At 64.6% G+C, this 12,330-nt stretch carries 10 protein-coding genes; 6 read left to right on the top strand and 4 right to left on the bottom strand.

Annotated features, from left to right (window positions below; genetic code table 11):
• Positions 1–9: 9 nt before the first annotated feature.
• Both D1Y84_RS08185 and mltG read right to left on the bottom strand, forming a co-directional pair.
• Complete coding sequence (locus tag D1Y84_RS08185; protein WP_124848076.1) at positions 10–870, bottom strand: DUF4292 domain-containing protein; 861 nt, start codon at positions 868–870, stop codon at positions 10–12.
• A gap of 131 nt (positions 871–1,001) precedes the next feature.
• A complete protein-coding gene (gene mltG / locus D1Y84_RS08180; RefSeq protein ID WP_124848075.1) occupies positions 1,002–2,039 on the bottom strand; it encodes an endolytic transglycosylase MltG in 1,038 nt (345 codons plus the stop codon).
• 218 nt (positions 2,040–2,257) lie between these two features.
• On the opposite strand from mltG, the gene greA reads away from it, so the two are divergent.
• The 5 genes from greA (at position 2,258) to lpxC (ending at position 6,283) form a co-directional block, all read left to right on the top strand.
• Positions 2,258–2,770, top strand: coding sequence for a transcription elongation factor GreA (gene greA / locus D1Y84_RS08175; protein WP_233581273.1), 513 nt, complete (start codon positions 2,258–2,260; stop codon positions 2,768–2,770).
• A gap of 47 nt (positions 2,771–2,817) precedes the next feature.
• Positions 2,818–3,573: a CDP-alcohol phosphatidyltransferase family protein gene (locus D1Y84_RS08170; RefSeq protein ID WP_233581272.1), complete on the top strand. Its 756-nt coding sequence runs from the start codon at positions 2,818–2,820 to the stop codon at positions 3,571–3,573.
• A 3-nt stretch (positions 3,574–3,576) separates the two neighbouring features.
• On the top strand, positions 3,577–4,572 hold the full coding sequence (locus tag D1Y84_RS08165) for an isoaspartyl peptidase/L-asparaginase (protein WP_124848074.1): 996 nt from the start codon (positions 3,577–3,579) through the stop codon (positions 4,570–4,572).
• Positions 4,573–5,169, top strand: a complete 597-nt coding sequence (locus tag D1Y84_RS08160; protein WP_233581271.1) for a nucleoside triphosphate pyrophosphatase — start codon at positions 4,573–4,575, stop codon at positions 5,167–5,169. It abuts the gene before it with no gap.
• Positions 5,170–5,329: 160 nt separating this feature from the next.
• On the top strand, positions 5,330–6,283 hold the full coding sequence (lpxC, locus tag D1Y84_RS08155; RefSeq protein ID WP_233581270.1) for a UDP-3-O-acyl-N-acetylglucosamine deacetylase: 954 nt from the start codon (positions 5,330–5,332) through the stop codon (positions 6,281–6,283).
• 61 nt (positions 6,284–6,344) lie between these two features.
• Here the strand turns inward: lpxC and D1Y84_RS08150 are convergent, their stop codons facing one another.
• Positions 6,345–7,559 (bottom strand): lactonase family protein, encoded by a 1,215-nt coding sequence (locus tag D1Y84_RS08150; protein WP_124848073.1) that lies wholly within the window; start codon positions 7,557–7,559, stop codon positions 6,345–6,347.
• Between the two features lie 130 nt (positions 7,560–7,689).
• Positions 7,690–8,742: a GTPase ObgE gene (obgE, locus tag D1Y84_RS08145; RefSeq protein WP_124848072.1), complete on the bottom strand. Its 1,053-nt coding sequence runs from the start codon at positions 8,740–8,742 to the stop codon at positions 7,690–7,692.
• Between the two features lie 339 nt (positions 8,743–9,081).
• Between obgE and D1Y84_RS08140 the strand changes: the two genes are divergently transcribed.
• Positions 9,082–12,309, top strand: coding sequence for a TonB-dependent receptor (locus tag D1Y84_RS08140; RefSeq protein WP_158615387.1), 3,228 nt, complete (start codon positions 9,082–9,084; stop codon positions 12,307–12,309).
• Positions 12,310–12,330: the final 21 nt, after the last annotated feature.

The raw sequence follows: 12,330 nt of genomic DNA, 5'->3' as shown, positions 1-12,330 counted from the left end.
CGAGCGAGGTCAGTCGAGCTTCTTGATCGTGTAGCCGTCTGGGATAGTCAGAGTGAACTGCGTGTCCGGCAGCGGCTGGTTCAGCGTGAGCTTCTGGATCGACAGCACGATCTGGTACTCGTCCACCGGGCGGCGGATCGTAATGGTTGCGGGAAAACGCTGGTCGCCGAAGGTAGCGTACTCGCCGTACACGGCCTGGGTCTGCAGGGTGCCGGTGTCGTCGTAGGTGTCGACGCCGGAGGGCAGCAGGGTAGTGCGATCGAAGTGAATGACCCGTTCGCGGATCATTTCCTGGCTGCCTTCCTTGCGGCGGCCCACGGTGAGCGCGTATTCGGGCACACCGAGCAGCACGTGGGTCACGGGATCCACGCGCGTGGTGGTCTCCATGGTGCGTTCCACGAGGTCTTTGGGGTCAATCTCCCGGATCAGCAGCGTGTCGTAGAAGATGTTGGGGCGCAGGTTCTCGAGCGTGTTGGGCGACGGCCTGGTGATCGCGTTTGCGCCGGTGTAGGCACGGGAGCGCGGCGGCACCACCAGGGTGAAGTTCTTGCCGTCGCTGGCCAGGTCAAACGCGGGCGAGTGCACCACCGGCAGCAGGCCCAGAACGCGCAACTGCTCAGGCTGCTGGAGCAGGAGGTAGCCGCTGAGCGTGGTGTAGTCGGTGACCTTGCCCTTGCGCGCGCCGCCGACCGAAACCTGGAAGCCCACGGAGGCCTTGAGCGTCTGCACCTTGTGGCTGTTGTCGTTGATGCGCTCGACCAGCTCATCGGCGGCAGCGCTCATCACGATGGCAGGCATGCGGGGCTGCTGCACGCTGTGGGTATGCACCAGGCAGCCGGTCAACGCGGGAAGCAGAAGGCCCAGAAGCACCTGGGGCGCCGACCTGGACAGGCGGGATCTGCGAGAGTCGCCACCAGGGGCGAACCAACGGGCATGGGCGAGCAGGCGCAAGCCCTCAGTATACCGGGCGGCCAGTGCAACCCTGCGGGCGCGGCGAGGCTTCACTGGGGTGGGCTGCCGACGGAGTGCCGTGCGGCGCGATAGGCTGCGACGTTGCGCGCGTGCTCGGCGAGCGTGGCGGCGAAGCGGGAGTGCCCCAGCGGGTCGGAGCCGGCAGCGACAAAGTACAGGTAGTCAGTCTGCGCGGGATGGAGCACCGCCGCGAGCGAGACCGCGCCCGGATTGCAGATGGGCCCCGGCGGCAGACCGGCGTACCGGTAGGTGTTGTACGGCGAGTCGAAGTGGAGGTCGGACTGATAGATGGTGCCGCGGTACTGGCCGCGCAGCAGCGCCGCGTAGATCACGGTCGGGTCGGTCTCAAGCGGCATGTTGCGGGCAAGGCGGTTGAAGAAGACGCTGGCGACCAGGGGCCGCTCGGCGGGGATCGGTGTTTCCCGCTCCACCAGAGAGGCCAGGGTCAGGAGGCGGTGCAGCGAGTCGGGGGCCTGGTTCTGGGCCTGGCCAACAGCAGGGTCGGTGCCTGCAAGTCCAAGCGCAGCGGCTTCGAGGCCGAACCGCCGGACCATGGTGCGGAGCATGTCGTCCGGGGTGACGTGGCGGCTGAAGCGGTAGGTCGCCGGAAACAGAAACCCCTCAAGGCTGGTGGCCCTCGGGTCAAAGCGGGTCGCGAACCGGGTGTCGGTCTGCGCGGCATGGAGAAAAGCAGCGTGCGTGCCGAGCCCGGCAGACTCCACGCGGGCCGCTACGTCGAACAGGTTGGCGCCTTCGGGGATGGTGAGCGCCACGGTGTAAACGTCGCCGCGTACCAGGCGGGCATAGATCTCCGTGACCTTGGCCGGATGGTCAAAGCGATACTCGCCCGCCTTGAGGGAGCGGCCACCGGCGAGGCGAAGCACTTCGAGACCGAGTGGGGAGGCGATGATGCCGGAGCCGTGAAGCTGCTCGGCCAGCGCCCGCGTGGTGGTGCCGGACGGGATCTCGACGAAGCGCTCCTGCTGCGGGCCATAGGGCCAGGCAAAGACCCAGACCAGCCAGGCAACGACGCCTAACATCACAACAAGAGCAAGCAAGCGCCGCATATAGGTTGATTCTAAATGCGATGGCGGCGGAACGGCCCCGCGGAGTGCGCATGCCGCCTGGAGGCCGCTGCCAGCCCCGCGCCGCTGTTTTTGCAGGCCGGCGCCTGCCGGCGCGGCGGCGCCGGCAGCACAAGCGCGGGGATGGAATGCGTATAATTAGCTTTCTCACCGCGCTCTCGCGCACACCTTATCAGCAGTCCCGGAAACCACCGCCCACTATGCCTGAACCGATCTCGAACAGCATTCCCGAGCACATCAAGAAGAAGCTGCTGGCAGAAATTCACAAGCTCGAACATGAGTTGGCGCACGAACTCCCGCTGGAGATCAAGAAAGCCGCCTCACTGGGCGACCTGAGCGAAAACGCCGAGTACCACATGGCGAAGCAGCGACAGGAGTTTGTGAATGCCCGGCTCGGCCAGATGAAGAAGCGAATGGGCGAGTTGGCTTTGGTGAATTTCTCCAACATCCCCACTGACCGGGTGGCATTTGGTTCCAGGGTCACCGTGTTCGACCAGACCAAGGACGAAGAGCTGGTCTACAAGCTCGTGACCAGCGAAGAGACGGATGTGACCAAGGGCCTGATCTCGACGACCTCGCCAATTGGCCGGGCGCTGGTGGGCAAGCAGGTGGGCGATACCGCGACGGTGGTGACGCCGAATGGCAAGCGGGACCTTGAAATCCTGAAGTTCACCACCATCCATGACGTTGTGGCAACAGACGAAGCGAGCTAGCGACCAGCCGGCTCCGCAGCAGGTGCGGAGCTGATCAAAACGAGACGATGAGCCTGATGATCCGCAAGACGCGCAGACGCGCCAGTGAACCAAGACGGGCGCTCCCGCGCGTACCGCTGGCGGATGCGCAGGTGGAATCACCACACGCTGTACCCCACGCCAACACCTGGACGGGCGCCTTTGGGCGCGCGTGCGGCGTACTGCTGCAGGCCATTGTGAACGGGCTCGCGCTGACCCGGATTTCCCCCAATGTACTCACCTTTATCGGGCTGCTGATCAACATCGCGGCCGCCGTGCTGTTCGGTTATGCGAACGAGCATAACTTCGTGCGCATGTTCCTGTACGCGGGCCTGGTGATTATTGGCGCGGGCATCTTCGACATGGTGGACGGCCGCGTGGCGCGCCAGACCAACCAGGTAACGGTGTTCGGCGCGTTCTTCGACTCGGTGATTGACCGCTACTCGGATGTGGCGCTGTTTTTCGGCCTGCTGGTGTACTACGCCCGCGGCAACCGGTTTTTCTATGTCGGGCTGGTCGCGTTCGTGATGGTGACCTCGCTACTGGTGAGCTATACGCGCGCACGCGCCGAGGCGCTGATCGGCAAGTGCAAGGTCGGCTTCATGGAGCGCCCGGAGCGTATCGTACTGATCCTGATCGGCGCATTGTTCGCCCGGTTTGGCGTGATGGCGCCGGTGTTGTGGGTGCTGGCCGTGCTGTCCACGATCACCGTGATCCACCGCATCGCGTACACCTACGAAATGACAAAGAAAATTAGCACGGCCGCACCGCCGGCGGCACGCTAGCGGATGTCGACGACGCCGACCCGAAAACAGCCGCTGCTGCTGGTGCATGGGGGAGCCTGGGCTATCCCGGTGGATCTGCGTGAAGCGCATGAAAACGGGGTACGCCGCGCACTTACGACCGGGTACGCGCTGCTGGAGCGCGGTGCCGCTGCAACCGAAGCGGTTGCTGTGGCCGTCTCCGTACTGGAAGATGACGAGACATTTGACGCGGGACGTGGGGCCTTTCTAACGCGCGATGGCGGGGTGCAGCTCGACGCCCTGCTGATGGAAGGCGCGACCCTGCGCGCCGGGGGCGTCGCCTGCGTGGAGCGGCTGCGCAACCCGATCCTGGCGGCACGCCTGGTGCTGGAGCAGAGTCCGCACGTCTACTTTGTAGGCGCCGGCGCGGAAGAGTTTGCGGCTGCCCACGGCATGCCGCTGATTGAAAACAGCGAGCTGGTCATTAACCGAGAGCGGGAGAACCTTGAGCGGGCGCAGGCGCGCGCGGCCGAGGGGCTGGCGGATATCACGTTCTCCGGAGTGCACTCCGAAAATGGCTCGGCGGCGGCCGGGGGCATAGGCGGCGACGCCATGCTGGACTCCCACGACACGGTCGGGGCCGTGGCGCTCGACATCTACGGCAACCTGGCGGCGGGCACGTCCACGGGCGGCACGCTGAACAAGGCGCCTGGACGGGTCGGCGACTCATCGCTGATCGGTTGCGGCTGTTACGCCGATAACGAGAGCGGGGCCGTTTCGCTGACCGGCTGGGGCGAACCCATCATGAAGCTGGTGCTTGGCAAGTGGGCAGTGGACCAGGTGCAGGGTGGTGCAACGCCGCAGGAAGCGGCAAGCGGGGCGATCCGGTACCTGTTCCAAAGGCTGGGCGGCCATGGCGGCATCATCCTGATGGATACGCAGGGGCGCGTCGGGCTGGCGCACAATACCCCGGGCATGGCCTGGGGGCTGGCTGGCGCGGATGGCCTGCGCACCGGGCTGGCCGCGCCGGAGGGCTTTTAGGTGCGCGGCAGCGCCGAACCGAAGCTGCTGCTGGCCTCTGCTTCTCCGCGCCGGAGTCAGCTGCTGCAACAGGCAGGCTTTCAGTTCACGGTGCAGAGCACCGATGCGGACGAGCGAGTACTGGCCGGCGAGGATGCGGTAGCGCTGGCGGTGCGGCTTGCCCGCCTCAAGGCAGAAGCCGCCTCCGCTAGTGCAGGCGTGGTAGTGCTGGGCGCGGACACGGTGGTCGCCGCCCCCAATGGCGAGCTGCTGGGCAAGCCGGTGGATGCGCAGGACGCCGCGCGGATGCTGCGCCTCCTGTCCGGGAACTGCCACCAGGTGGTAACGGGCGTATGCGTGCGCAGCGCGGATGCAACAGCCGGACGGGTCGAGGTCGCGGCCTCGTTAACCTCGGTGTTCGTGCAGACGCTGAGCGACGGCGAGATTGCACGCTATGTCGCAGGCGGGGAGCCCATGGGCAAGGCCGGAGCCTATGCCATCCAGGGACGCGCGGCCCGGTGGATCCGCGCGATCCAGGGTGATTACAGCAATGTGGTGGGTCTTCCCCTGGCGCTGGCGTGCGATATGCTGGCGGGGTTCGGCATACTCCCAGAGTAGCGATCGCAGGTAAGCACACGCGAATCTACAAGTTGCCGTTCTTGGTACACGGCGCAGATTCCTTTTGCTGTGGTTTTTCTGCCACAGGGTTTCGCCCAGCCGCGGCATTAAGCTTTTGTTACGAGCCCTACCCATCGCCCGACTGCGCGGAGCAGAAACCTTGCCCGAAACCAAATTGCTTCCGGATCGAACGCACTTCGAACAGACCATCGCGGCACCCCTGTCCTTTGCGGGCACCGGGCTTCACAGCGATGCACCGGTATCCATGCGGCTGCTTCCGGCGACTGCCGGTTCGGGGGTGGTGTTTCGCCGCACTGACCTTGAGAACTTCGAGATTTCGGCGACCGGCCGCAACGTGGCCAAGGTGTCTTACGCGACCAGCCTGATGCGCCAGGGCGTGCTGATCTCGACCACGGAGCACCTGCTCTCGGCGCTGACCGGGCTTTCGATCGACAACGTCATTGTGGAACTCGACAACCTGGAGCTGCCTATCCTGGACGGCTCGGCGCTGCCCTACGTAGAGGCAATCCGGCAGATCGGGCTGAAACCGCAGCGGCGCCGGCGTGAGTACCTGCGCGTCCTCAAGCCTATCGAAATCCGCGAGGGCAACAAGTTCCTGGGGGTGTATCCCGGAGACGGCTACTCCATTTCCTACGCCATCGACTTCCCTGCCCCGATCGGTTCGCAGCAGCTTGCGATCGATCTAGCCGCGGGGCTGTATGGCTCGGCGATCGCCCCGGCCCGTACCTTCGGCTTTCGTGAAGACGAACAGAAACTGCGGGATATGGGACTGATTCGCGGCGTTTCTGACAAAAACGCGATCATCGTGGCGAGTGGCAAGGTGGCCAATGGCGCGCTGCGCTTCGCGGACGAGTTTGTGCGCCACAAGGTATTGGACCTGATCGGCGATCTCGCACTGGCGGGGCACCAGATCCTGGGGCACGTGGTGGCCGAGCGGGCTGGTCACGCGATGCACACGGCGCTGGTCTCGCGGCTGCTGCGTGACCGCTCGACCTGCGCGTTGGTGACGCTGGCAACCCAGAAGCCGGAATCGCGGCTGGTTGAGGCGGAGATGCCGGGTGGACCCAAGGCGCTGACCCCGGCGCTGGCCTAGCCAGGCGATGGTGGTCGCGGATCCAGTCGCGAGCCTGGCTCGAGGCTATGCATTGCGGCGGCTACACGAACACCAGGCATTGCGGTTTGACCTGCGGCACCAGCTTGCTCCGGGCGCCTAGTTTGCCGTTGCGCGGATCGCGTGCGAAGACCTCGATACAGTCCGAATCCTGGCTGGCGGAAAGAAGCCAACGCTCTGTGGGATCGAGCGTGATGAAGCGTGGCGTTTTGCCTGCGCACGGGGTACGCATCATGGAGTGCAGCTCACCGCTGCGCGCATCGATCGCAAAGCTGTATACGCCGTCGTAGTAGCGATCCGCCGCGTACAGGAACTGGCCCGAGTGGTCGATGGTGAGCTCCGACGATTGGGAGCGACCGGTAAAGCCCGCAGGGATCAGCGAAACCTGTTGCCGGGTGGTAAGCGTTCCGGTGCTTTCGTCCCAGGCCAGCAGGATCACGCAGTTACCCATCTCGGTCACGCAATAGGCCCACTTGCCATTGGGATGAAAGCTGAGGGCGCGGGGACCGGAGCCGGCGGGTGCGTGCCACGCCGCGGGCTCGTGCGGGGTAAGCGTCGCGGTCGCGGCATCGAGCTTGTAGATGTGGATCTGGTCCAGCCCGAGGTCGTTGAACAGGGCAAAGCGGTTGCCAGGCGAAGCCATGGCGCGATGCACGTGCGGGGCATCCTGCCGCGCATGGTCGGGACCGCTGCCGGTGTATTGGAAATGCGAAACGATGGGGCCGATCTCGCCCGCGGTGGAAACCTTGAACGATGAGGCACTGCCGCCGCCGTAGTTGGCACACAGCAGTACGCCGCCGGTGCGGTCGAGGCTGACGTAGCATGTACCACCGCCGCCGGAGGCTTCGCTGTTGATCGGGGTCAGCTTGAAAGGTGGCTGCGAGGCTGTGGAGCCCGGCACCCGGAAGGAAGAAACACCGCCTGACTGCGCACCGTCGAAGCTGTCAGTTTCATTGGCCGCAAACAGGTACTGCTTGTCAGGAGAAAGCGCAAGAAAGGTCGGCATCGGGGTCGCCGTAGCCAGCCCCTGGGGCTGCAACGTACCCGCGTTCGGATCCCAGGTGTAGGCGTACACGCCCTGGCTGCCCTCCACCGTCTGCGTCCCGACGAACAGGGTGTGGCCCGCGGTGGCTTTCGCCACATCCGCCTGGGCAAATGAGTACAAACCACGTCCGAGAAAAGGCACCAGTGCAGCCGCGCCCTGAAGAAAGCGCCGCCGGTTCGGGCTCGAGCGGAACAATCCTGCCTGCGATGCCATGTTGTGTTTCTACGCGATCAACAAGAAGGGTGTCCAGCTTACAGAAGTCAGTTCCGGGTTACTTCCCGAGTACGTGTCGGATTGAGTCACGGGTGCGATTTCGGGAAGCGACCAGCGGGAACCGACGCGGTTAGAAGCCGCCGGCAAGCTCGGCAGCAGCGGAAACCTGCTCGATCCGATGAGTCCGTACATACTCCGCCATAGCGTAGCGGAGGGGTTCGATGCCCTGCCCGCTGACCGCGGAGATGGCATAGAAGGGCAGCTTGCGGCGCTTGGCCATGGCCTGCAGCTTCTTGAGCTTCTCCGGGTTGGCCACGTCGGCTTTGGAGGCGACCACGAGCACGGGCTTGTCGGCCAGGCCGTTGCCAAAGGCGCGCAATTCGTCGGAGATGACCTTGAAGTCCTCGACGGGACTCTCGCGGCCACTGCCATCGGACACGTCGACCAGATGCACCAGCACGCCGGTACGCTCGACGTGGCGCAGGAACTGCACGCCGAGGCCCGCGCCTTCATGCGCGCCTTCAATCAGCCCGGGAATGTCTGCGACTACGTAGCTTTCCTCGTGCGGAGCTTCGCCCACGGTGACCACGCCGAGGTTGGGCTCGAGCGTCGTGAAGGGGTAGTCCGCGATCTTGGGCTTGGCGGCCGAGATGCGCGAGATCAGCGTGGACTTGCCGGCATTGGGGTAGCCGACGAGGCCGACGTCGGCGAGCAGCTTGAGTTCGAGCCGCAGGTGAAGTGCATCCCCTTCGCGGCCCAGTTCGTGCTCGCGTGGCGCCTGGTGGGTGGGCGTGGCAAAGTGCTGGTTGCCCCGGCCGCCGCGGCCGCCATGCGCTACCGTGATGCGCTCGTCAGCTTCGCGAAAGTCATGGATCAGCTCGCCCGTGTCTTCATTGAAGACCGAGGTGCCGACCGGCACCTTGAGGATCACATCGTCGCCATCGCGGCCGGAGCAGTTGGAGCCCTCACCGTGGCGACCGCGCTCGCCCTTGTGCTCCGGGTTGTAGCGGAAGTGGATCAGTGTGTTATGGCGCTGGCTCGACTCCATGATCACGTCGCCGCCGCGGCCGCCGTCGCCGCCCGAGGGACCACCCTTGGGGACGAACTTCTCGCGACGGAAGGCCATGCAGCCATTACCGCCGTCACCGGCTTTTACTCGAATTCGGGTCTCATCGATAAACATTTTGTACTTCCAGTCTAGCGGTTTCGGATATGCTCAGGGCACTTATCCGGACCACGAGTTGTTTCTAAGTTCTGCAGGCGAGCGCTTTTGCCCGCGGATGCAGTGTTTGCGCTGCTTTGAGGCCGCGTCGTGCCTGCTGCCATGCAGTGGCAGGTACCCGGCACATGCAGAGACTTGCACCACCTTTGTGTTACTTCGACATACCCCGACCGGCGATGGAGACGAGCTGCTGACGGTTGGAAGCGCTCGCGTTACGCACTGGGAGCGCCGTTGAAGAACTGTTGCACTACATTCCGCCTTGTTGAGGCGGGCTGGTCGCGTTTCTGGCTGGGAGGACTTTTGCTGGGTGCCGTCCTATGCCCGGGCGGTTTCTGCCCGGGAGCCGGGCCAGGTCTGCTGGAAGCGCAGACCGCCGACCGTGGAGCGATCCGGGGCGCGGTACGGGATCTGCTGGGCAGGCCGGTGCGCGGGGCTGCTCTCTCGGCCCTGGACCCGGCGACCGGGCACACGCTGACTGCGATTTCGGACGAGCGCGGCCTGTTTTCGTTTCAGGCGCTGGCGCCTGGAACCTACCAACTGACCGCGGTGGCCGACACATTTGCCACGTGGCAGACCGATGCCGTGGTCACGGTGGGGACGGTGACCACACTTGAGGCAACCCTGCCGATCGGCTCGTCCGAGAGTGTGGTGCGGGTGGAGGAGGTTGCTCCCGTGATCGACACCGCCACGGTCGCGGTCAGCACGACGCTTGATGCAGGCGCGATCGAGGACCTGCCCAGCAGCACCAGGCGCTGGACGGACTTTGCCCTGCTGACGCCCGCGGTGACGCCGGACGCCTCGGCCGACGGGCTGCTCTCGTTTCGCGGCATCGGCGCGCTGCTGAACAATGCGACGGTGGACGGCGCGGACAACAACCAGGCTTTTTTCTCGGAGGAGCGCGGGCGCACAACGATCGCCTACGCGGTGTCCCAAGCCGCCATCGAGCAGTTCCAGGTGAATGCTTCGAACTATGGAGCGCAGTATGGACGGGCGGCCGGCGGCGTGATCAACACGGTGACGCGCAGCGGCGGCAACAGCCTGCACGGCGAGTTGTTCTTTTATGACCGGAACTCCGCGTGGGGCGCCACCAACGCGTTTGCCAGCAGCACAGCGGTGACGGTGGGTGAAAGCAACAGCGTGGCCACCAGTACGGTGCGCATGCAGAATACGTTGACGCAGGCAGGCGGGTCCGTGGGTGGACCGCTGGTGCACGGCAAGGTGTTCGGCTTCGCCACCTATGACCGCTACCATCACGAGTTTCCGGGCATTGCACGTGCGAGCAATGCCACGAAGCTGTTTGCGACGCCCACGCAGCAGTCGGTGCTGACGCTGGCGGGGCGATTGGGCGTACTGCCGGCGCAGGCGCAGGCGGAGTACAACGGCGTGCTCACCGGACTCGCCGGGCTGCTTGGCGACGTGCCGCGTTCGGCCGATGAATCGTTCTACTTCCCCAAGCTGGACTGGCAGGTGAGCGATCGCACGCATGCCACCCTGCAGTGGAGCCACCTGAACTGGAACTCGCCGAATGGTGTGCAGACCTCGCCGACCGCAACGTACGGCTCGAACTCCTTCGGCAACTCGGCGACCACGAACGACACGCTGATTGGCCGCGTGGCGTACTTCCTTTCGCCCAATGTGCTGAACGAGTTCACGTTTCAGTACGGACGCGACTTCGAGTCGCAGCTCAGCAATGCGCCTGCACCGTTCGAGCAGTCGATCGCCAGCAACATCTACGGCAAACCGCCACAGGTCGAGATCGAGGACTACGGCTTTCGCTTCGGCAACCCTCCCGTGCTGAACCGTGCGGCGTACCCCGATGAGCGGCGCTACGAGGCGGCGGACAGCGTGACCTGGGTGCATGGGCGCCATACTCTCAAGATCGGCTACTCCGCCGATTACGTGAACGACTACAGCGATGCGCTATACAACGCGAACGGCACCTACGTGTATGCCAACGTGATGGACTTCGCGACGGACTACCTGTCGCCAGACCACTGCGACAATGCCACCACCGGCACCGGCGTGCTGCCCTGCTATGCGTACTACACGCAGGGCTTCGGGCCAACCAGTTTCCAGTTCCAATCCGACGATTACGCGGGTTTCGTTTCCGACGAGTGGAAGGCTCGGCCCGGCCTGACGCTCTCGCTGGGACTGCGGTATGAATACGAGCAACTGCCGGATACCAACGCCGCGCTGCGCAACCCGGACATCCCGGGCAGCGCCCGGCTTCCGCATGACAAGAACAACTACGGTCCGCGCGTGGGGGCGGCATGGGATATCGGGGGTGAGGGACACACAGTGCTGCGTGCGGGATTCGGCGTGTATTACGGACGCATCATCAACTCCACGGCCTTTTCTGCGCTGACCGAAACGGGCACGGCCAATGCGCAGCGCTCGTACTACTTCACGCCCCTGAGCACGGGCACGCCGCCCTTCCCTTTTGTGTTTTCAAGCACGCCATACCTGAGCGTTGCGCCGGCAGCGGTGTACTTCGACCCGCGCTTCCAGAACCCGCAGATTGAGCAGGCTGAGCTTTCTCTTGAGCAGAAGATCGGCCGCAGCACCAGCATTACCGCGTCCGGGCTGTTCTCGGCGGGGCGTGAACTGCCGAGTTACGTGGACAGCAACATCGACCTCAGCTCGGCACAATTCATCACCTACACGGTGGTGGACGCGCTGCACCAGGGGCCGCTGCCCGCGACCTACACGACGCGCTTTTACACGGCGCGGCTCAACCCGAACTACCAGCAGATTACGCGCATTTTTTCCGAGACCAACTCGAAGTACATGGCGGGGGTAGTGCGCGCCGACCACGGGCTCTCGCGTGCGCTCGACCTGCATGCCTCATTCACGTATGCGCACACGGTGGACTGGAACCAGAACGCGACGGCGTTCACGGATACCGATGATGTGCTCGACCCGGCCAATCTCGCGCTCGAGTATGGCGATTCGAACTTTGATATTCGCCGGCGATTTACCGGAGGGATGGTGCTGAAGACGCCGCGCAAGATTCAGGGCCGGCTGGGCCTGTTCATGAACGGACTGGAGATGGCGCCCACGGCGGAGGTACGCGATGGCCTGCCCTACTCCATGCAGACCTCGGGATCGATCCCGGCGATGCGGTACACGGATGAGGTCAATCGCAAGGAAGTGCTGAGCGGACTGGGTGCCTCGATCAATGGTTCCGGGGGCGCGGCCCGCATCGCGGAGGTGGGCCGCAACACCTTCCGCTACCCGGCGGTGATCAACGCCAACCTGCGCATCTCCAAGCGTACGCAACTGACGCCGCGCGTGAGCCTCGAAATCCTGGGCGAGAGCTTCAACCTGCTGAACCACCAGAACCTCACCAGCATCGACACGACCGGCTACTCGATTTCGAACTCGAGCGTAGTGGGAACGCCGTCGAAGCTTACCTGGCAGAGTGGCACCGTGGCCGGATCCTCCGAGTTCGGCACTCCGCTGAACGGCAACAACACCAACCTGTACCAGGACCGGCAGATCCAGCTTTCGACGCGTCTGCATTTTTAGCAATCGCGCGGCCGTCCGACT

Source organism: Acidipila sp. EB88 (assembly GCF_003858395.1).
In the GTDB taxonomy this organism is placed as follows: Bacteria; Acidobacteriota; Terriglobia; order Terriglobales; family Acidobacteriaceae; genus EB88.
Note: the sequence above shows the minus strand (reverse complement) of the source record. Positions and strands in the feature narration are given on the sequence as shown.